Annotated in this window: 20 protein-coding genes; 9 read left to right on the forward strand and 11 right to left on the reverse strand. The window is 56.8% G+C overall.

The genetic code is table 11. The annotated features are described in order from the left end of the window. The first annotated feature begins 45 nt into the window (after positions 1–45). From fahA to C1J02_RS18870, 5 genes are all read left to right on the forward strand, one after another. The gene (fahA, locus tag C1J02_RS18850) at positions 46–1299 is read left to right on the forward strand and encodes a fumarylacetoacetase (protein WP_114879941.1); all 1254 of its coding nucleotides are present in this window, start codon (positions 46–48) and stop codon (positions 1297–1299) included. 67 nt (positions 1300–1366) lie between these two features. Then, positions 1367–2317: an MBL fold metallo-hydrolase gene (locus C1J02_RS18855; protein WP_114879942.1), complete on the forward strand. Its 951-nt coding sequence runs from the start codon at positions 1367–1369 to the stop codon at positions 2315–2317. Positions 2318–2402: 85 nt separating this feature from the next. Continuing rightward, the gene (locus tag C1J02_RS18860; protein WP_114879943.1) at positions 2403–4004 is read left to right on the forward strand and encodes an FAD-dependent oxidoreductase; all 1602 of its coding nucleotides are present in this window, start codon (positions 2403–2405) and stop codon (positions 4002–4004) included. Further along, complete coding sequence (locus C1J02_RS18865) at positions 4004–4192, forward strand: DUF2783 domain-containing protein (protein WP_114879944.1); 189 nt, start codon at positions 4004–4006, stop codon at positions 4190–4192. The genes C1J02_RS18860 and C1J02_RS18865 overlap by 1 nt, the downstream gene beginning before the upstream one ends. 533 nt (positions 4193–4725) lie before the next feature. Next, the gene (locus C1J02_RS18870; RefSeq protein WP_114880717.1) at positions 4726–6393 is read left to right on the forward strand and encodes an ABC transporter substrate-binding protein; all 1668 of its coding nucleotides are present in this window, start codon (positions 4726–4728) and stop codon (positions 6391–6393) included. A 65-nt stretch (positions 6394–6458) separates the two neighbouring features. Here C1J02_RS18870 and C1J02_RS18875 read toward each other — a convergent pair whose 3' ends face one another. The 9 genes from C1J02_RS18875 to C1J02_RS18915 all read right to left on the reverse strand — a co-directional run bounded on the left by C1J02_RS18875 (position 6459) and on the right by C1J02_RS18915 (position 15684). Beyond that, a complete protein-coding gene (locus tag C1J02_RS18875) occupies positions 6459–6932 on the reverse strand; it encodes a 3-hydroxyacyl-CoA dehydrogenase family protein (RefSeq protein WP_114879945.1) in 474 nt (157 codons plus the stop codon). After that, positions 6929–7813: a helix-turn-helix transcriptional regulator gene (locus tag C1J02_RS18880; RefSeq protein WP_114879946.1), complete on the reverse strand. Its 885-nt coding sequence runs from the start codon at positions 7811–7813 to the stop codon at positions 6929–6931. Before C1J02_RS18880 ends, C1J02_RS18875 begins: the two co-directional genes overlap by 4 nt. A 78-nt stretch (positions 7814–7891) precedes the next feature. Further along, entirely contained in the window at positions 7892–8317 is a 426-nt protein-coding gene (locus C1J02_RS18885) for a thioesterase family protein (RefSeq protein WP_114879947.1), read from the reverse strand. Continuing rightward, entirely contained in the window at positions 8318–9487 is a 1170-nt protein-coding gene (gene boxA / locus C1J02_RS18890; protein WP_114879948.1) for a benzoyl-CoA 2,3-epoxidase subunit BoxA, read from the reverse strand. An 83-nt stretch (positions 9488–9570) separates the two neighbouring features. Continuing rightward, positions 9571–11022 carry a benzoyl-CoA 2,3-epoxidase subunit BoxB gene (boxB, locus tag C1J02_RS18895; RefSeq protein ID WP_114879949.1) on the reverse strand — a complete coding sequence of 484 codons (1452 nt, stop codon included), beginning with the start codon at positions 11020–11022 and terminating at the stop codon, positions 9571–9573. An 87-nt stretch (positions 11023–11109) separates the two neighbouring features. After that, a complete protein-coding gene (gene boxC, locus C1J02_RS18900) occupies positions 11110–12768 on the reverse strand; it encodes a 2,3-epoxybenzoyl-CoA dihydrolase (protein WP_114880718.1) in 1659 nt (552 codons plus the stop codon). Positions 12769–12882: 114 nt separating this feature from the next. Beyond that, complete coding sequence (locus tag C1J02_RS18905; RefSeq protein ID WP_254693160.1) at positions 12883–13338, reverse strand: DUF309 domain-containing protein; 456 nt, start codon at positions 13336–13338, stop codon at positions 12883–12885. After that, positions 13322–14146 carry an alpha/beta fold hydrolase gene (locus C1J02_RS18910; RefSeq protein WP_114879950.1) on the reverse strand — a complete coding sequence of 275 codons (825 nt, stop codon included), beginning with the start codon at positions 14144–14146 and terminating at the stop codon, positions 13322–13324. Before C1J02_RS18910 ends, C1J02_RS18905 begins: the two co-directional genes overlap by 17 nt. Beyond that, positions 14143–15684, reverse strand: coding sequence for a benzoate-CoA ligase family protein (locus tag C1J02_RS18915; RefSeq protein ID WP_114879951.1), 1542 nt, complete (start codon positions 15682–15684; stop codon positions 14143–14145). Before C1J02_RS18915 ends, C1J02_RS18910 begins: the two co-directional genes overlap by 4 nt. 74 nt (positions 15685–15758) lie before the next feature. On the opposite strand from C1J02_RS18915, the gene C1J02_RS21330 reads away from it, so the two are divergent. From C1J02_RS21330 to C1J02_RS21335, 4 genes are all read left to right on the forward strand, one after another. Beyond that, positions 15759–16358 carry an RHS repeat-associated core domain-containing protein gene (locus C1J02_RS21330; protein ID WP_368073790.1) on the forward strand — a complete coding sequence of 200 codons (600 nt, stop codon included), beginning with the start codon at positions 15759–15761 and terminating at the stop codon, positions 16356–16358. A gap of 39 nt (positions 16359–16397) precedes the next feature. Then, complete coding sequence (locus C1J02_RS18925; protein ID WP_114879953.1) at positions 16398–17045, forward strand: hypothetical protein; 648 nt, start codon at positions 16398–16400, stop codon at positions 17043–17045. Positions 17046–17168: 123 nt separating this feature from the next. Next, a complete protein-coding gene (locus C1J02_RS18930) occupies positions 17169–17498 on the forward strand; it encodes an RHS repeat domain-containing protein (RefSeq protein WP_114879954.1) in 330 nt (109 codons plus the stop codon). A 45-nt stretch (positions 17499–17543) separates the two neighbouring features. Continuing rightward, positions 17544–17972: a L,D-transpeptidase gene (locus tag C1J02_RS21335; protein ID WP_114879955.1), complete on the forward strand. Its 429-nt coding sequence runs from the start codon at positions 17544–17546 to the stop codon at positions 17970–17972. An 859-nt stretch (positions 17973–18831) separates the two neighbouring features. On the opposite strand, the gene C1J02_RS18945 is transcribed toward C1J02_RS21335, so the two are convergent. Next, entirely contained in the window at positions 18832–20661 is a 1830-nt protein-coding gene (locus tag C1J02_RS18945; protein ID WP_114879957.1) for a feruloyl-CoA synthase, read from the reverse strand. Positions 20662–20679: 18 nt separating this feature from the next. After that, a complete protein-coding gene (locus tag C1J02_RS18950) occupies positions 20680–21447 on the reverse strand; it encodes a crotonase/enoyl-CoA hydratase family protein (RefSeq protein WP_114879958.1) in 768 nt (255 codons plus the stop codon). Between the last annotated feature and the right edge of the window lies 1 nt (position 21448).

The following is a 21448-nucleotide window of genomic DNA, read 5'->3' on the forward strand; positions in this document are numbered from 1 at the left end:
TTTTGTAAGGTAGGCGTATCGCCTGCCCCTCACATAGGAACACACATGACACTGATCACTTCCTGGGTAGAAAGCGCTAATTCAGCGTCTTCTGATTTCCCCCTCAACAACCTGCCGTACGGCGTGTTTTCGACAAACTCTCTCGAACCCCGCTGCGGGGTCGCCATCGGCGATATGATCCTCGACATGGCTGCGATGGAGGAAGAAGACCTGATCCTGCTGCACTTCGAACCGGTGTTCGACGTGCCCTATTGGAACGATGTGATGGACCTCGGTCCAGACACATGGGCCACCCTGCGCGACCGCCTGACCGACCTCTTAAGCTCGGACAGCCCCGATCAGGCGCGCGTCGCCCCACACCTGATCCCGATGGCAGACGCCCGCCTGCACATGCCTCTGGTCGTCAGCGAATACACCGATTTCTACGCAGGACGCCACCACGCCACCAACGTCGGCACGATGTTCCGGGGGGCTGAAAACGCACTTCCGCCAAACTGGCTGCACATTCCCATCGGCTATAACGGCCGTGCCAGCACAGTTGTGGTCTCCGGCACCGACATCACCCGCCCCAATGGTCAGACCAAAGCGCCAGATGCTGAAAACCCCAGCTTTGGCCCCTGCAAACGCCTCGATATTGAACTCGAAATGGGCGCGATTGTTGGCACATCCACGGACATGGGCCAACCCATCAGCGTGGCGCAGGCGGACGAGATGATCTTTGGCTATGTCCTGCTCAACGACTGGTCGGCACGTGACATTCAGGCCTGGGAATATCAGCCGCTCGGCCCCTTTCAGGCCAAGGCTTTTGCCACCTCGATCAGCCCCTGGATCGTCACCCGCGCGGCCCTCGAACCCTTCCGCACTTCAACGCCCGAGCGTGAAAAAGACCTGCTGCCTTATCTCCAGGAACCCGGTCCGATGCTCTATGACATCGACCTCAGCGTCATCATCGAACCGGACGGCGGCGCACAAGAAGTCATCGCACGCACCAACTACAACGAGATGTACTATTCCGCCGCCCAGCAACTGACCCACCACGCCTCCTCTGGCTGCGCCATGAATGCAGGCGACCTTTTGGGCTCCGGCACCATTTCAGGCCCTGAGAAGTCACAGCGCGGCAGCCTGCTGGAACTCAGCTGGGGCGGCAAGGAACCGATCACCCTGTCCGATGGCTCTACCCGCAGCTTCATCGAAGACGGCGACACAATGATCCTGACCGGTCACGCATCGGGCGAAGGGTACCGGATCGGCTTTGGTGCCTGCGCCGGGAAAATCCTACCGGCCATTAAGTACCCGTAGATTTCATTGTTCTTCAAATACACACATCCTGCGGTCTGACCGCAAACCGACCTCGAAAGGAAATACGATGGCCAAAGCCTTTGCATCCCAGGGCGACATGACGGAAAAAACCATCACCTTTGACGAGATTGGCCGCGACCTCTGGGCATTCACCGCCGAAGGCGACCCCAATTCGGGTGTGATCATCGGCGATGACAGCGTGATGATCGTCGAAGCACAGGCAACCCCGCGTCTGGCGAACAAGGTCATCGACAAAGTCCGTTCCATCACCGACAAACCAATCAGCCATGTGGTGCTGACCCATTATCACGCCGTGCGGGTCTTGGGGGCGTCTGCCTACGGTGCCGATCAGATCATCATGGGCGACACCGCCCGTGCCATGGTGGTAGAACGGGGGCAGGAAGACTGGGACAGCGAATTCCAGCGCTTCCCGCGTCTTTTCGAAGGGCACGAATCCATCCCCGGCCTGACCTACCCGACCACCACATTCTCTGACAGCATGACAATCTATCTCGGCAACCGCCGTGTCGACCTGATGCACCTTGGACGCGCCCATACAGCGGGCGACATTGTCATCCATGTACCGGACGAAAACGTGATGTTCACCGGCGACATCGTCGAGGATCACTCCGCTTGTTACTGCGGTGACGGACATTTCATCGACTGGGGCAATACCCTCGACAACATCGCGAGCTTTGATGTCGATGCCATCGCCCCCGGCCGCGGGGGGGCGCTCATCGGCAAAGATGCCGTTGCCCGTGCCATCGACAGCACCCGCGATTTTGTCAGCAGCACCTACGCCCCCGCCGTCCGCGTCGCGGCCCGAGGCGGCACATTGAAAGAAGCATGGGACGCCGTGCGCGCCGCCTGTGACCCAAAATTTGCGGACTACGCGATCTACGAACACTGCCTGCCCTTCAACGTCGCCCGCGCCTACGACGAAGCCCGCGGCATCGACACGCCGCGCATCTGGACCGCGCAGCGCGATCTGGACATGTGGGCGGCATTGCAGGGGTGAAAGGAGATTGGCGATTGGCCCGTTGGACGCCAACCGCCACTCCCGCGATACCGACGTAATGCCGACACGAAAATCGGAGTACACCATGGCCTACGACTATTCCCCCTTTCCCTACACCGCTCCCCCCGGTCTGAGCGCCCCGGAACCCCGCCATCCGGTGGCCATCGTCGGCGCTGGCCCGATTGGCCTCGCGATGGCCGTCGACCTTGCGCTGCGGGGGGTCAAGTCGGTGGTATTGGACGATAACAACGTGGTGTCGGTAGGTTCCCGCGCGATCTGCTGGGCAAAACGCACCTTGGAAATCTTTGATCGCCTGGGTGTCGGTGACCGGATGCTGGAAAAAGGCGTCACATGGAAAGTGGGCCGAAACTTCTTTGGCAAGGACGAAGTTTACAACTTCGATCTGCTGCCCGAACCGGGCCATAAATATCCCGCCTTTATCAACCTGCAACAATATTATGTCGAACAGTATCTCATTGAAAGGGCTCAGGAATTTCCAGACCTAATCGATCTGCGGTTCCTGAACGAGGTTATCGGCCACACCGATCACGACACCCACGTGAGCCTGAAGATAGAAACACCCGATGGCCCCTATTCGCTGGACGCCGATTGGTACATCGCCTGCGACGGCGCAGGCTCGCCCACCCGCAACCGCATGAACCTGCCGTTTGAAGGCCAGACGTTTGAGGAACATTTTCTGATCGTCGACGTCGAGATGGAACAGTCTCCCTTCGGCGATCACGACACTCCCGAACGCTGGTTCTGGTTTGCACCGCCCTTCCACCCTGGCCAGTCAGCACTGCTGCATAAACAGCCCGACAACATCTATCGTATCGACTTGCAGCTTGGCCCAGACACCGACCCAAAGACCGAAGCGACCGAGGAAAAGGTGACCCCCCGCCTCAAGGCGATGCTGGGCGACAAACCCTTCCGCCTTGACTGGATGAGCGTCTATAAATTCCGCTGCGCCAGGCTGGATCGCTTTGTGCACAATCGCGTCCTCTTTGTCGGGGACAGCGCCCATGTGGTCAGCCCCTTTGGCGCACGCGGTGGCAACGGTGGCATTCAGGATTTGGACAATCTGGGCTGGAAACTGGCCGCTGTATTGCACGGTGACGCACCTGCCACCCTGATCGAAACCTACAACGAAGAACGCACCCACGGCTCTGCTGAAAACATCCTGCATTCATCGCGCGCCACCAATTTCATGACCCCGAAATCCCCGATCGAGGCGCTGTTTCGGGATCAGGTGTTGAACCTTGCCACCACCCATCCCTTTGCGCGCAGGTTGATCAATTCCGGCCGTTTGTCTCAGCCCTGCTCGTTGGCGGGCATGTCATTGCAGACCCCCGGAACTGCGCCGGTCCAGCCCGGCGAGGCGCTGATTGATGCACCCATCAAAGGTCCGAACGGCGACACCTGGTTGATTGCCGAGGCGCAAGGTCAATTTACACTGCTTGGGTTTGGCGAAGTCACACTTCCGACCATTCCGGGGAACGCTTGTATCGGGATCAACAGCCGTGCCGCATACCCGTGTTTTGAAGACGTCGAAGGCCATGCAACCCGACGTTACGGACGCAACCACATCTATCTGATACGCCCGGATGGCCACATTTGCGCAGTATTTGACCGGCCCGATGCCGCGGCTGTCACCGCCGCATACACCCAAGCCAGAGGAATTCAATAATGGCCCTTGATGATAAACTTGGCGACAATGGCGATGCCTTTTACAACTGCCTGATGGCGGCGCATGATGGCCTCAGCGAGGCGCAGAGCCACGCCTTGAACGCCCGCCTCGTCCTGATCCTCGCCAACGAAATTGCTGATTTGAACGTCCTGCAAGACCTGATCGGTGAGGCGGCCCAAAACGCATAGGCCAAACGACGGGTGTTTAAAGACAGCCAGGTTGCTGGACGCATAGAGATTCGCGTCGGCCCAAAAATCGCGATCATTTCTGTTTTTGCCCCACCCGCAGGAAATTAATCTTTTGTATTTGAAATTCTGCTTCGCCTGCTGATGGACCAGCTAAACATGGCCGTTTCACGGGTGCGTCTCGAAACTAGTTGACCCCTAATTCCGGGCGACTATCCTCAGAGCGACATTCAACCGCGCTCAGATGGCGCTGCCAGCCCATCCAAGGTCCGTTCCAACAGCAGCGGCGGGAACGATCACTGACCTTGTCGCGTTTGTATATATCAACCGCTGTGCAGGCTTTCCATCGCTGGACCCGGCAAAGCGGTATTCAACTCTGTGCGATGGGCTTGACGCATGCAACACAGTGTCTGAGTATCGCGCAGCACCCACAAGGGACGCTGATAAAAGCAGATCAACTGCATCACCTGACGCCACATGACGGCGATTTCCATGACAGCAAAAAAACGCTGCCAACGACAACAGAGAGGAAGACCATGAGTTTTTTGACACGGACCGGCAAGCCGCTTCCGCAGGCCATTTTGGATTCTGCTGAGAGCGCGAAAAAAGATCCGGTGAACCGTCGCGAGTTTCTGGCATTGGCCAGTGCCTTTGGTGCGACCGCCGCAACTGCATATTCCATGATCGGAATGGCCAGACCAGCCATGGCTGCCGGCCACCAGGAAGGCGGCACCGTCCGCATGCAGCAAGAAGTACGCGCTCTCAAGGATCCACGCACCTATGACTGGTCGCAGATCGCAAACTTCTCACGCGGCTGGCTGGAATATCTGGCGATTTGGGAGAACGATGGTACGTTCTCACCCGCGCTGCTGGAAAGCTGGGAAATCAACGACGACGCCACTGAATACACGTTGAACGTTCGCAAGGGCGTCAAGTGGAACAATGGCACCGATTTCACTGCTGCTGATGTTGCCCGCAACATCGAAGGCTGGTGTGACAAGTCCCTCGAAGGCAATTCCATGGCGGGCCGTTTCGCCACATTGATAGACGAAGCAACCGGCAAAGCCATTGAAGGATCGATTTCCGTTGTGGACGATCACACCGTCAAGCTGATGTTGCCACGTCCAGACATCACATTGATCCCCGGCATGGCAGACTACCCAGCGGCAATCGTGCCCGAAGGCTTCAACGCAGACACAATGCTCGACAATCCTATCGGCACCGGCCCTTACTTGCCCGAGTCGCTTGAGGTTGGCGTGAAAGCTGTGATGGTGAAGAACGCCGATCACACATGGTGGGGCACCGAAGTCTATGGCGGCCCATACATCGACCGTCTGGAGTACATCGACTACGGGACAGACCCATCTGCATGGATCGCCGCCGCCGAAGCCGAAGAAGTGGACGCTTTCTATTCCATGGAAGGTGAATACATCGACATCATGAGCACGCTGGACGGCTGGAACGAAAACACCATCGCCACTGCTGCGACGATTGTTATCCGTCCAAACCAGGAGGCCGAAGTCGACGGCGTCAAACCGTACGCTGACAAGCGGGTGCGTCAGGCAATTGCCATGGCTGTCGACAACTCTGTTCTGCTTGAATTGGGCTACGCCGGCCGCGGCTTGGTTGCCGACAACCACCACGTTGGGCCAATGCACCCTGAGTTTGCTGAAATTCCAGCCCGCACAGTCGATCCAGCAGCAGCCAAGGCGCTGATGGACGAAGCAGGCATGGGCGATTACGAGCACGAGTTGTTCTCGATCGACGATGCATGGCGCAAAGATACAACTGACGCTGTTGCAGCCCAGTTGCGTGATGCAGGCATCAAGGTAAAGCGGACAATCTTGCCCGGCTCCACGTTCTGGAACGATTGGGTCAAGTACCCGTTCTCGTCCACCAACTGGAACGCGCGTCCTCTGGGCGTTCAGATCTGGGCACTTGCCTATAAAACCGGTGAAGCATGGAACGAAGCGGCGTACTCCAGCCCTGAATTCGATGCCAATCTGGAAAAGGCACTTGCAACAGCTGACGTCGATGCCCGCCGCGAACTGATGGCTATCGGTCAGAAAATGATGCAGGACGATGGTGTTATAATCCAGCCATACTGGCGTTCACTGTACAACCACACCAAAGTTGGTCTGGTTGGTGCAGAGCACCACATCGGCTTTGAATACCATCCTGCACGGATGGCCTGGACCGCCTGATACGGGGAAATACTTGAGAAGGGGCTGCGCCAGTCGCGGCCCTTTTTTTATGCAATATCATGTGGTTAGACCTGCCAGCCTTGGGGAGGATTGACGGCTTTTGCCAAAAGCGACGGATCGGCATTATTCTCGGCCAATGCACTGCGCAACGCCGCGTTCATCGTCGAAACCAACGCCGCATCACTGATCTCAACCCGATTTACCTTGGCAAACCACGCCTCTTCACGGATCAAATCTTCGATCAGCGGATCAATGACAGCGCCCCCGCCACCGGGATACCGATAATATCCGACACCGCCGATCTTGCCCATCCGCCCTTCCGCAACCATACGCCGCAGTATGGGGCCATTGGGTTCCGGACGGCGCGCCAACACGCGATCAAGTCCCAATAGATCCTGTGCTTCGCAAGGACCCATCGAATATCCCCATGCGGTCAGCGCCTCGTCCAACTCCCATGGGTTTGTGTGGTGCAAAAGCAGATGTTCCGCAGCCCGCCAAAAGGCATCCTGCAGCGCCGCGACCGCATCCGCCTCAGTCATACAGGATCAAGGAACCGCCGCTTGGCGATGAGTGTCAGCAGATCATTGAGCGATGACCGCACCGCCCGGTTCGATGTGTTCACCTGTGCCTCGGCTTTGTTGTAAAGCGGCGTGCGCAGTTTGAGCAATTCATTCAACTGGGTCATTGCCGCCGGATTGCCTTGCATCGGTCGCACATCCCCCTGAGCGCGCACCCGCTGCATATGCTCTGGCGGGCTGGTCTTGACCCACACCGTATGAAACCGCTCCAACAGGCGCGCATAGGTCGCAGGCTCCGCCACAATGCCCCCTGCAACGGCCAAAATCACCCGGTCATGCCGGGCGCTGACCCGTTCCAACGCCTCGGCCTCCATCTCGCGGTATCCGTCTTGACCATAAAGCGCCATCACCTCAGCCAGCGGCATGTCGGTTTCCGCCTCGATGTCTTTGTTCAACTCCACAAACGGAATGTTCAGCGCTTCACCCGCCAGCTTGCCAAGGGTTGATTTGCCAGCCCCGCGCAGACCGACCAGACATATCCGTCCTGCCCGCATCACATCCGGGTTCTGTGGGGCCAACAGACTGCGAACCTTTTGTTGTACGTCCAAAGGGGCCTGGCGAAAAAGCGCGACAACCCGCTGCGCGTCGTGGTCCAGCGGCACGTCCTCAGCCAGCAGCGCACCCACCTTAAGATCAAGCGCCGCCGCGACCCGTTGCAAAAGCAAAATCGAAATATTGCCTTCCCCCGCTTCCAACTGCGCGAGATAGCGGGGTGAGACACCGGACAGTTCTGACAGCACACGCCGGGGCATGCCACGCGCCTTGCGCGCCTCTGCAACACGCATCGCAAGCTGTGCGATCAAGTCGGCGCCGGGGTCATAGGATGGATCTGTAACAGGCATGGCGTCCAATTCAGGAACAATACTGCAAGTCTAACGTGCAAAATGCGCCCGACAACCGCAATTTGCGCAAAAGTTGCACTATTCCGCACGAACCAAGGGTTCGATCACACGGCGCAGCGCGTCAGGCGCGGATTGGCTTTTGAATTGATCTGCAATGGTAAATACGCATGTAAAACTGCCCTCGAAACACAGTACACCATCCTGACGCGCCTTCATCCCAAAGGTGATGGATTTATTGCCAAGCCGCGTTGGATACGTCTCGCACATCAATATGTGTCGCGGCGTGACAGGGCTGAGGAAATCCATATTCAGGTTCACAAACGGCGTTCCGATGTTGCGGTCAAGCTCAAGCTGGAACCAACCATCACCGTCAAAATGCGCCTCCCACCAGGCATTGATCGCTTCCAAAGCGAAGGCAGGCAAGCGCCCCGTATAAACAATGCGCGCAGGATCACAGTCACCCCATGTCACATTGATCTGGTGCACGAATGGTTCTTTGCTCATTTAATACGTTTCCACATGATACCGGCCCTCTTCGCGCATCGTGTCGCGCAGGGCGGTCCACTGAATGCCCATGCTTTGCGCGATTGAGGTCATGGCACGTTCCACCCCGTCTTCCATCCCGCGCAGGCCGCAGATGTAAATATAAGTGCGCGGATCACCTAACAATTCGGCAACAGACTCCTGCTCCGTCACGATCCGATCCTGCACATATTCCTTATCCTGATCGGGCAGACGGCTGAACACCAGATGCTGTTTCAGCACACTTTCAGGAACCTTCTTGAGGGGTCCAAAATAGGGCAGGCTTTTGGGCGTGCGGGCACCAAAGAACATGGTCATGCCACCCGTTGCCCCACTGCGCTGGCGCTGCATGGTAAAGGCACGCATCGGGGCCGACCCGGTGCCCGTACAGATCAACAGCAGATGCGCATCAGATTGGCTGGGCATCAGAAACGTCGCGCCGAACGGCCCCGTCACATCCACAGTGGAACCCTGTTCCAGATCACAAAGATAGTTCGACGCCAGCCCTTTGCCCTCACGCTTTACCGTCAGGGAAATATTGTGATAGCCGGGCCGCTCGCCATCACGCGGGCTGGATACGGAATAAAGCCGCGGCAGATGCGCGTTGCCATCCCCATCAACACCCGGTGGAATGATCCCGACCGACTGGCCCTCAAGCACCGGAAACGGCAATCCGCCCGGGTCAAGGATGATATGGCGAACATCATGATCAGGATCATCGGTCAGGGCATAATTGCCCTGAACGGTCATCTTGGCAGGCCTGCTCAGATTGTACATGTTGACCGTTGGTTTGCCCGCATTTGCAGGAGCGCGCGCCTTGCCACCTGCGCCCTTATGCGCTTCGGCCAAGAGTTCTTCGATGGGGTCGGCCGCCTGATCTGTGGTGACCGTTTCAATGTCCTCTTGTTCCGGCAACTCCTCCATCTCGTATTGCTGTTCGAGCGTATAAGGCGTCTCAACCACCCGCCATTCGTCGATTGACCCGGTGGGGCATACCGGAATGCAATCCATACAAAAGTTACAGATATCCGCGTTGACCACGACGTTGTTATCGTCATGCTCAATCGCCTGAATGGGACAGGTGTTCTCGCAGGTGTAGCACCGAATACAGATTTCCGGGTCGATCAGATGTTGTTTGACGGGTTTGTTCATCACAGGCCCTTCGTGTGCGCAGGTGGGATCAAACCCCACCTTTCAGAATTTCGGTCAGGTGGGGTTTGGCCCCACCGCGCGGTTCAAGCCATGTGCAGTTTCACATACTCAAAATCGCCGGGTTTGTTATCAATCCCTACCTTGGGTGCCGCAATCCATGACGCGTATTGGCCAGCCTCAAAGCAAGGCACCATCAGCGATTGGATAAAGTCACCATCGGCCTTGGTTGGCAACCACTCGTTCCGGCGTTTTTGCCAGTCCTCAGCAGAGATCACGTTGCCGTCCGGATCGACAGCCACGGTGCTGAACACGCCGATCTGGCGGTGAAACCCTTCGTGGGGCAGTTTCAGTTCATATTCGATACCCGCCTTGGCGATCTGCTTGTTCCAACGCCCCACACCGCCCGCCGCATCACGCACATAGTCGTCGCGAAGACGCATATTGACCGCAGTAAGCGCTGGGACATCCTCGGTCAAAATTGTCCCGTCGACAATCGAGGTCACCGCGTACGTGTCATTTTGCAGCTTGTGATCATCGTCAATGCGATGCTCCATATACCGGCCTTTGATGCCAGCATTAAACGCGTTGGCGGCATTGGTGCTGACCTCTTGGCCAAACAGGTCAAGCGAAAGCGTATAATGCAGGTTCAACTTTTTCTGGATCGTGGGCAGGTCGATCACCCCCAAATCGCGGATTTTGCCAATATCGTAAGGGTCGGTAATTCCCGCCTTGTTCATCGCTTCAACCGTGGCCTGAATGGTCCGGCCCACACCGGTTTCGCCTACAAACATGTGGTGTGCTTCTTCGGTCAACATAAAGCGGCAGGTGCGCGACAGCGGGTCAAAGCCGGACTGCGCAAGGCTTTCCAACTGCATCTTGCCATCGCGGTCCGTGAAATAGGTGAACATGAAAAAGCTCAACCAATCCGGCGTTTCCTCATTGAAAGCACCCAACATGCGCGGCGCTTCTTCAGAGCCGGACGACCGCACCAACAGATCATTCGCCTCTTCGCGGCCATCACGGCCAAAGTATTTCTGCAGCAGATAAACCATCGCCCAAAGGTGCCGGCCTTCTTCGACGTTCACCTGAAACAGGTTGCGCAGATCATAAAGCGACGGCGCGGTCAGCCCCAGAAAACGCTGCTGCTCAACCGACCCCGGTTCGGTATCCCCTTGAATGACAATCAGACGCTTGAGCATGTTGCGGTATTCGCCCGGCACTTCTTGCCAGGCGGTCTCGCCGACATGTTCGCCCATGGGTATCTTGCGGTCCTCCACAGCCGGGGCCAGCAAAACGCCCCAACGGTATTCGGGCATCTTGACGTAATCAAACTTGGCCCAGCCTTTTGGGTCCACACTCACAGCGGTGCGCAGATAAACCATGCTTTCCTGAAAGTTCTGCGGGATCAGATCGTTCCACCAGTTAATGTAACCGGGGTGCCACTTTTCCAGCGCTTTCAGCACTTTCTTGTCTTCACTCAGCCCCACATTGTTCGGGATTTGCGTGTCGTAGCTTACGTTGATCAGGTCCAGCATTTCATCTCTCCTCAAGCACGGGCGGGCAATGCACCCCCCTCACTATTTCCCTCGCAAGGCAGGCGCATCGCCCCCTCACCTTTCAATTCACACACGTTCCATGTTGTATTTACCGCGCACACCGGTGCCATAACGCTGCAATGCGCCTTCATCACCAACCGCATTGGGGCGTTGAAAAATCCAGTTCTGCCACGCGGTCAATCGGCCGAAAATCCGGGTTTCCATCGTTTCTGGCCCGGCAAAGCGCAGGTTCGCTTCCATCCCCGTCATTGCATCAGGGCTAAAGCTGGCGCGCTCCTCCATAAACAGACGCACCTCATCTTCCCAGTCAATGTCATCGAAGGCATAGGTGACAAGGCCAAGCGCTTCTGCATCCTCCGCTTCCAACGCCTCGCCAATACTGCTTTTGAGCTTTTCAACCTGTTCAGGCGTTCCCAAAAAGCGTGTTTCCAACCGGGTCAGATCATTGCCCATGGGATAGCTGCCAAAGTTGCCATCGCTCAGCGTTACGGCGGCTAGTGGGCGGTTATCCCCATCAAATTCGTCCAGCATCATATAGCTGCGGTCAGCGGCCCACAGCAACTCTGCCAAAGGTCCCGCAAAACACGACCCATGCTCCACAATCGCGACAAGGCTGCGCGATGTCATATCGACCCGCTTCATGACCCGCTTCCAATACTGGACCAACTCATTGGCCAACCAATGATCCGCATTATTCAGCAACAAAGCCTCATGCGCGATCACAAGTTCCGGGTCGCCCTGTGTCTGAAATTCGATCAGGCCCAGTTCTTTTTCGTTGTTGCGCAAATGCAGGATCGCATCGTCCAGTTCCCGCGCGGCCCGCAACAGCCACGCGTCGGCACCCTGAGCCATGAACATATCCATATCGTCAGGCGCGTCCTCGCCCGGCCCTTTGATCATCACTGTGGCACGCCGGGCATCAGGGTGCAGCGTGACTTCGACAGATGAATAGATCACGCCATCCTTCGTGAAATTCCGCTGAAGCGGGCTCAGTTCTATGCCCGCGCTGACATCCGTCTTGTCCGATGCCGCCGCCATCTCCTTGGCCCGCGCAACAACCGTTTCGTCAAATTTCGAGTTGGGGATGACCTCATCCACCAGCCGCCAGTCGACCGCACGCTTGCCTTTCACACCTTCTTCGATGGAACAAAACACATCCGCCAGATCCCGCCGCACCTTGCGCTTGTCGGTCACGCGGGTCAGCCCACCTGTGCCCGGCAAAACCGCCAGCAAGGGCACTTCAGGCAGGGCCACGGATGACGTGCTGTCATCTGTCAGCATCAGGTGATTGCACGCCAGCGCCAGTTCATAACCACCGCCCGCGCAGGCCCCTTTGATTGCGCAAATATAATTCTGACCGGAATCGGCCAAAGCTGCCTCATAGGTGTTGCGGGTTTCATTGGTAAATTTGCAAAAATTGACCTTATGCGCATGAGCAGCGCCGCCCAGCATGCGGATATTGGCCCCCGCGCAAAACACCTTGTCCTTGGCTGATTGCATCACCACCACCTTCACCTCGGGGTGTTCAAACCTCATCCGCTGCACCACATCGGCCAGTTCGATATCGACGCCAAGGTCATAGCTGTTCAGCTTCAGGTCATAGCCATCAAACAGACCCCCCTTTTCGTCCACATCCATGAAAAGATTGGCAACCGGGCCGTCATACGTCACTTTCCAATGCCGATACTTGGATGGGTCGGTCTGAAAGTCGATGATCTTGGTCATGGCACGTCCTTTGGCGGGTGAGGCTGGGTGTGATGTATTATAATTCATTTAATCCGGGCGAACAGGTGGGCAATCTTAGATATTTCACCCAATATTTGCACTATATCGCAAACTTTACCGCTCAATGCGAATTTCAGTCTCTCTGACCCATGCCTGCGCGTCCCCCACAGTCAGCCCCAGAATCGCACGGTCATTCGGGCAGCGGGCCAGATGCGCCTGCACCATATTGCACAAACGCCATGCTGCTTGTGGGCGGTCCATCCGCAGCTTTAGCCGCGCATTCGCCAGTTGAATCAATGCCTGCACCATATCGCGTTCCGCCGTGCCGTCTTGCGTCTGCATCCAAACGGCCTCAAGCACCTCATGGCATTCCCAGAAATATCCGGCGTTCAGATACGCAAGGCCTGTTGTCCAGGCTGTCGTATGGTGCAATTGCGCGGCCGGAATGTTGGGCGTCACAGTCTGTTTGATCTGATCAAACCAATCTTCGGGATGGCGCGCATTCACGCCGGGGACATAGGCGTGCGTTGGCACGGCGATCCCATGCGGCAGATCAGCCAACGCGCACATCTGCCTGCTCAATTCGTCTCAGGCGGGCGCAAAACTCAGCGATCGCAGCGTCTGTTTCGGCTGGATATTCAAGGTGCGGGGCATGCCCACAGTTGTCCAGAACAAGCGCCTCGAACGGGGAATAGATCCGCGTGTCGATCTCATCAATCTGGGCCAATGTGCCATAAGGGTCATCGCGACCCTGAACGGCCAGCACCGGGATGCGCCAATGGTCAATGACATCGGCCACATTCCAGTCGGCAAAGTCCGGGTCGGTCCACGCATCGTGCCAGCCCCAGAAAGCCACATCAGGGTTCGCGTGATATGGTGCCAATCGCGTCTTGAGGTCCCCGGTCTGATAGGATCTTCCGGCGGCCGCAATTGTGGCCAATCCGGTCGGTTCGGTAAAGAAATGGGGCGCGATCAGGATCAACCCCCGCACCCGCATGTCCGATACCGACCCCGCATAAATCGCAGCGATGGTGCCCCCATCGGAATGCCCGATCAGGATCGTCTGCTGCACACCCAGCCCATCCAGAACGTCCCCCAGAACCTCTGTCGCCTCGTGGGTCTGATAGTCAAGCGGGCGCGGTAAATCGGTAGTCTCAGATGCACCATACCCGCCCCGCGAATACGCCAGAACCCCAAGACCCGTTGCAGCAACCAAACGTTTCGGTAAGTCGCGCCAAAGGGCCACAGAACCCAATCCCTCGTGCAACAGCACCAGCGTCATCGCTTTGTCAGGTGGCGGCCCCCAGCAGGCATATTCGAGCGTTTTTCCACCCGCGATAAGCCGTGCGTCCGGCTCATTTGTCCAGGCGGCTGTCATGTCCCGTCGCCCCTGAGCTTGAACCGTTGAATTTTACCTGTTGCCGTTTTGGGCAGGTCTTCGACCACTTCAATCCAGCGGGGATATTTCCATTTGCCGACCTGGGTTTGGACATGGGTCTTCAACTCGGCCAGCAATGCGTCATTTGCCTCACCCGATTGCAGCACCACAAAAGCTTTGGGTTTGTCCAACCCGTTTTCATCCTGAGCGGCGACAACTGCGGCTTCCAAGACCTGCGGATGGCTGATCAACGCACCTTCGACTTCAAAAGGGGACACCCAGATGCCCGAGGCCTTGAACATGTCGTCTGTCCGCCCGCAATAGATATAGCGCCCGTCTGCGCGGCGTTCGTATTTGTCACCAGTCCGCGTCCAGACGCCCTCAAACGTGCCCCGGCTTTTGTCGCGCTGGTTCCAATAGCCTGTGGCGGCTGAATGGCCGTTGACCAGCAACTCACCCAATTCACCCACGCTCACCTCTGCGCCTGCCTCATCCACCAGCCGCAACTCATACCCCGGCACCGCAATGCCGGACGTGCCATAAACGATGTTCCCCGGCGCGTTGCTTAGGAAAATATGCAGCATCTCAGTTGACCCGACGCCGTCCATGATGCCCACACCCATGTGCGCTTCCCACCGTTTGCCAATGTCTTCGGGCAAGGCTTCACCTGCGGAAATGCACGTCCGAAGTGGTACATCCGGGGCACCCGTTTTGTCCATCTGTGCCACCATGGCGGCATAAAGCGTCGGCACGCCGCAAAAGATCGTCGGCTGATGTGCCGTAATCGTATCGATCATGCCCTGCGGCGTCGGTCTGCCTGTGAACAGGACAGAGGTTGCACCGACAGACAGGGGGAATGTCATTTCATTGCCCAGACCGTAGGCGAAAAAGAACTTGGCGGCGGACAAGACAAGGTCATCTTCGGCAATCTGCAAGACCTGTGCGCCATAGGTATCAGCGGTGGCCCTGAGCGCGGAATGAACATGCGCCACACCTTTTGGTTGCCCGGTTGACCCAGACGAATAGAGCCAGAATGCCACCTCATCCGCACTGACCGGCAGCGTGGCTTGTGGCGCAGCACCTTTCAGAAAGTCCTCATACTCTGTGCCACCCGGCGCGGCATCGCCAATCACAACGACATGCCGCAGATAAGGATTATCTGTCAGAGCGGGTGCAATCACCTCCCAGAGCGGGGCGGAAACAAATAGAATGGCGGCCCGGCAATCGCGGAGGATTACGTCATAAACCGGTGTGGCCAGCAAAGTGTTTAGCGGCACAGGAACCACCCCGGCCTTTATCGCGCCCCAGAACACCTGCGGAAATTCTATCTGATCAAGCACCAGCATCGCTGCGCGTTCCTCTGGTCGAATCCCGGCCTGGGTCAATGCGCCTGCAACCTTAGCGGCCCCTTGTGCCATTTCGCCATAGCTCAGCGACCGGCCTGTCTCAGCCTCCAGATACGCGCTTTTGTCGGCGCGCCCTTCGTCCAGATGACGGTCGACAAAATACGTTACCGCGTTGGCATTGACTGACAGCATATGGTCCCCCTTGAATAGGCATTCTGCATTATGCCGCGCAATTCGCAAATCATCTTTAGAGCGACGGCACTTTAATCCAGAACTGGATGCGCGAGTACGATCCAGCGACCGGGCGGTATATTCAGGCGGACCCGTTGGGGCTGGTGGATGGGGCGAGTGTGTATGGATATGCAAGGCAGAACCCGGGTGTCTACTCCGACTTTACCGGACAATGCCCATACTGCGTTGCTGTGGTCGGAGGGGCAGTGGCTGGTGTTGTTACGGGTTACACTATTGATCAAATTTGGGGCGATGGGTGTTACACTTGGGACGAGGCCGCTACCGACGCTCTCCTAGGTGCTGCGTTCGGTAGCGTTGGAAAGGCAATTGGGTCAGTAGTAAAGGGTGGCGCGGGTGCTGTGGCTCCTGTCGTTTCTCGCGGGCCCGGCACTGCAATCCGCGAGGCCGCAGACGCGGCACGAGCAGCTGGGGCAAATAGCAGGGATGTTGGAAAAGCCGCGCATAACGCGTTAACAGACTGGATAAGAAAACATAAACTTGGCTGGAGAGCTGATCAGACCGTTCCTGGAAGTGGAAGTAGGGTCCGACCTGACGCAAGGTCTCCCAGAGGCAACAATATTGATCTTAAACCAAATACGCCGAGCGGCCGGAAGAGCAAAGCAGGAACTATATAAGAAATAGGGTTTAGGTAATACTAGGATAATTTACTACTGATGTCACTGTCTCCGCAAATTAGAAAGCACATATATCCCGTCCTTAAACGTCAGGGCTTTGAGAAGCATGGTGGCTTGTGGTGCCTGGAAAAAGACGAGGACTGGCTGATTGTCGTTGAAACGAGGTCGAGTAAGTTTGGCGATGAGGGGTTGTACTATTTTGAAGTTGATATTGGTTTCTTCTCTCGCGCAGTCGATGATCTGATGGGATGGAGTAGGCAGGCCGGTTTCACTGAGGCCAACCCGATACCTGTGCCGAATGGGATACTTGGAGCTCATTTTGAATCCAGTCTATTTGATTTTGATGACAATGGCGTCTGGGTCGGTGTGCCTGACAACCTATTCCTACCTAAAGGTGCAGCTAGCGAGGCGGCATTTCTTGAGTTCGCTTTAAAGCTTGAGCGTGTTATTCCGAAAGCGTTCGAACGTTATGCAAGCTATGAAAGCCTGATTGAGTGTAAACGAAAAAGGATTGGGCGGTCATCCCAATCCAAACAAGCCAGCATGTATGCTGCAGCCGCCTGCATCAAACTGGAACGCTACGATGAGGCGCGCGAATTCCTCGAAGACGCCGTCCGACCCGGTTCCACACAATTTATGAAAGATGTTGGCGCGCGGCTAAACAAGATAATTGACGCAGCCAGTTAGTTGCAACACCACACGTTTTAGATGGTGATCCTCTCCAAGTAGTGCGCCAATGGCAACCAGATTGCCGAATATCTGTTTGATCCGGCCACCAGCACCTCCACCCTGCTGCGCGAATATATCTGGATGGATGGTGTCGCTGTCGCGGTGATCGAGGGCGGGCAGATGTATTTTATCCGCACCGACCACATCGGGCGGCCCGTCTTTGCCACCGACAGCACCGGCGCGAAGGTGTGGGAGGCGATGTATCTGCCCTTCGGCGGTGTGCAAGTATCGACAGGTCCAAACATCGAGCTGCGCTTTCCGGGTCAGTGGTTCCAGTCTGAGAGCGGTTTGCACCAGAACTGGATGCGCGAGTACGATCCGACCACCGGGAGGTATATTCAGGCCGATCCGCTGGGACTGGTGGAAGGGGCGTCTGTGTATGGGTACGTGTTGCAGAACCCGGGGCGGTAAGTTGATCCGAGGGGAGAACAGAGTGTTTCCTTCAATGGCACAACACTGAGTACTTTTGACGGCAGTGGCCGTCCAGTCGCAAGTTATCCTGCTGTTTCCGGAAAATCCCAGTCGTGCCAATGCTCTGATGACATGAACATAGAGGATTATGGACCAACACCCGAGGGTATGTATACGGTTGATCCGAGTGCGATCAATCGGTGGAGTTTTCTCAAGGGCTTGCCTAAAATCGGCGGCTGGGGATCACGAATCGCGTGGGGAAATCAAAGAACGCATCTTGTGCCATTTCGGCATAACGCAGAAGGTCGCACTCAAATGTACATACATGGTGGCCGCTATCCCGGTTCTAAGGGCTGTATTGACTTGACTAATAGTAACGATGCATTCCACGAGTGGTTGGAGCGGCAAACCCGTCCGGTTCCGGTTATTGTCGACTATGGCGACAATAATTCATTTGGGCTGGGCCGATTTTGATGGGACGCTACCGGAACTCGCGATTCTGGATTTTTCTCGCATGCGTTTTTGCAGCTAGTGAAGGTAATGGGGCAGGAAGCGGCTACCCCGAATTCAATCACCGTCTCGAGAGAAGTTTTTATTCTAGAGGACTCGAGAGAGCCGCTGGGGATTACATACTGACTGTTCTGCGGCACGGAATTTTTGGAAAAACTTATCAACTAAATATAGGCGCTAGCTACTATGATGAAGTTACGGAACTAAGAGAAAAGTCGCTAGGCACTATCCCACTCACATGTTCCAAATCTTCGGCAACTAATATCGATGAATATAGGGTAAGGAGTTTTCCAGAGAGAAACCAAATAATACTCTTCATTCAATTTCCTGAACACACCTCGGAGCAGTTTTTGGTATCTTGTATTGGGATGTTAGAGACAAAGCAGCCTTAATAGGACCAAAGACCTGATTACCGTGGCGCAAGTGGTGTAGACCAACAACGCCTGCGATCCGTAGGTCAACTGCAGCCTGACGCAGACGGGGTATCGCATCCATGTGATCCACGACAAGGATGGCAACCGGTTGGCGGAGTACCAGATCGACAACACGACTGGTGCCTCGACCTTGCTGCAGGAATACATTTGGCATGACGGTGTGCCTGTGGCGGTGGTCGATGGCCAGACCAACGATGTCTACCTCGTGCGCACTCATCACATTGGGCGGCCCGTATTTGCGACCGATTCCTCCGGCGTGAAGGTTTGGGAGGCGACATATCTGCCCTTCAGCGGCGTGCATGTCTCGACCGGCGGACCGATAGAACTGCGCTTCCCCCCTCTCACACATGCAAGCATGTGCTGCCGGGCAGCGGGACCAGTGGTTCCAGTCAGAGAGCGGCTTGCACCAGAACTGAGATGCGCGCGGGCGTCGTCGGATCGTAAAGCATTTCAATCAGATCTGCCCGGCGTTCCAACAGCTTCGCAAAGTTAATATTGCCTTTCGCTGTCGCTTCGCCGTCAGCCATTGACGGGGGATCAGCCAAGATCAAGGCGCAAGTTATCCGCGTTGCACTGCCCGTCGCTTTTGCTGCAAGGGTGGTCAGGCGCTCTGCAAGCTCTGCGTTCAATGCGTCACAGTGCATCACGCCAGCCGTTTCTGCCGCGTCCCAGCCCTGCGCTGCGATTGCGGCCCGGTTTGGCACAATCAACGCGCCCAGCGCCGCGCGTCCCTGCCCGGTGATCACTACATCCTGCGCAAAGGGGGCAAGCACCGCCAACAACGCCAGCCGCAGATTGGCGGCCTGCACCCAGGTGCCTGTCGCCAGTTTAAAATCCTCATCAAGCCGCCCGTCAAAATGCAGGCCCTTGTTGACGTCATCAGCATCAACAAAGCGCATTGCGTCACCCGTCCTAAAAAAACCTTCATCATCAAAAGCTTTTTGCGTCCTGGCCGCGTCGTGCAAATATCCGGGCGTGACGTTGGCTCCCTTCACGCGCACTTCGCAGCGTCCTTGCGCGTCCGGCACCAGTTTGAGCGTCACACCGGGCATCGGCACGCCCACAATCCCGGCCCCTTTTGCATCGGCGTGGTTGATCAGCGCCGCAGGTGCGGTTTCGGTCAGGCCCCATGACGTGGTGATCAACGGCAACTGCCCGCAGGTGTCCAGTGCCAGCCGTTCAAGCGCCGCCCAGGTGTCCTGAGGCAATGATGCGCCAGCATAAAAAATCATATCAAGATCGGCAAAGTATGTGTCGCGCAATGCCTTATCACGCTCCAATGCTGTGACCAGCTGCGCAAAACCGACAGGCACATTAAAGCTGATCGTGGCCGATTTTTGGCCAAGATTTTCAAGCGTCAGGTCGAACAAGCCCGGCGCAGGTTTTCCAGCGTCGATATAAAGGCTGCCGCCGTTGGCCAGCATCAGGTTGAAATTATGCGATCCACCAAAGACATGGTTCCACGGCAACCAATCCACAATGCAGGGCGGGCGTGTTTGAACAAAGGGCAGACAGGCGGCGATCTGGGCCTGATTGGCCGTCATCATCCCCATCGTCGTCAACACCCCCTTGGGGTCCGAGGTTGAACCGGACGTCAGCAGGATTTTGGCCAGCGTATCGGAAGTGATCGCCTGAAATGCCGAAGCAATATCGGCGCTGATGGGGCGCAGAAACTGCGCAAAATCCGTTGCACCATTGTCGCCCGGTGCCGAACTCAGCACTTCAACCCCGTCGAAGACATTCAACGCCAATGCGCCCGCGTATTGTGCGGCATCCTCGGCAAACACCATCCCCGGTCGGACCAGTCTCGCGGCATATTCCAACCGTGGGTGCGCCGCAGGGATCAAGCTGTATTGTTCGGCCACCGGCACGGTGGAAATGCCCACATACTGCGCTGCAAGGGTCAGCAACCCGTGATCGATGCCATTTCCCGACAAGATCATGATGGGCCGATCAGGCCCCAAATCGCGCGAGATAAGATGCCCCGCAATCGCTTGGACCTGCGCAAGCGCCTCAGCGTATCGGACCTCGCGCCAGCCTTTGCCAGACCGTTCTGCAAGAAACACCCGGTCCGGGGCGGTGGTTGCCCAATAGTGTAACCAGTCGCCACTGCACCGCGCAACCGGCCCCATTGCATAGGCAGACCGCAGCAGGATCGTGCCATCAGCCCGGTCTTCGCGCAGCACGTTATGTGGTTTCAGGTTGAGATGTGCTGTCATATCAAACCTCTCATCGTGTTACCTGAAGGTGGGTGGCCGCTTTTCCAGAAACGCCGCCAGACCTTCCAGTGCATCCGGGCTGGTCTGCGCCAGAGCGGCACAAAGGCTCTCGGTGAAAAACCCGTCGGCGCGGGACATGTCTTCAATGCGGCCAATCGCCTGGATCATCATGTAATTGGCCAAAGGCGCATTGCCTGCAATCTGTGCTGCAATCTTGCGTGCCATCGGCAGCGCTTCGCCTGCACCAACCGCGTAATGAGCCAGCCCCAAGGCAACCGCATCTTCGGTGCCATGCTTGCGACCGGTCAACATCATCTCGATCATCCGGTCCGCGCCAAGGATGCGCCCCACCCGCACCGTGGCACCCCCGCCCACAAATATCCCACGCCGCCCCTCGGGCAACTGAAAGATGCAGTCAGGTTCGGCAATGCGCACATGGGTCGCTGTGGCCAGTTCAAGCCCACCACCGATCACCGCGCCGAACAGAGCCGAAACCACAGGCAGTCCAGACAATTGAATGCGGTCCATGACCGCCTGCCAACCCCGCGAATGATGCAGCGTCCCTTCCGCATCGCGGGCCTGATGCTCGCTCAGGTCCAGCCCGGCGCAGTAATGCCCACCGGACCCCACCAGTATAGCAACGCGAACGTCCTTTGGCGGATTGGCAAAAAATGAATCAATCTCAGCCAGCAACTGATCGTTCATCGCGTTGCGTTTGTCAGGCCGGTTCATGGTCAGCGTGGCAACCGCACCATCAATGTCAATTTTCAATGCGCCGTTAGACATG

This window comes from Sulfitobacter sp. SK011 (genome assembly GCF_003352065.1).
In the GTDB taxonomy this organism is placed as follows: domain Bacteria; phylum Pseudomonadota; class Alphaproteobacteria; order Rhodobacterales; family Rhodobacteraceae; genus Sulfitobacter.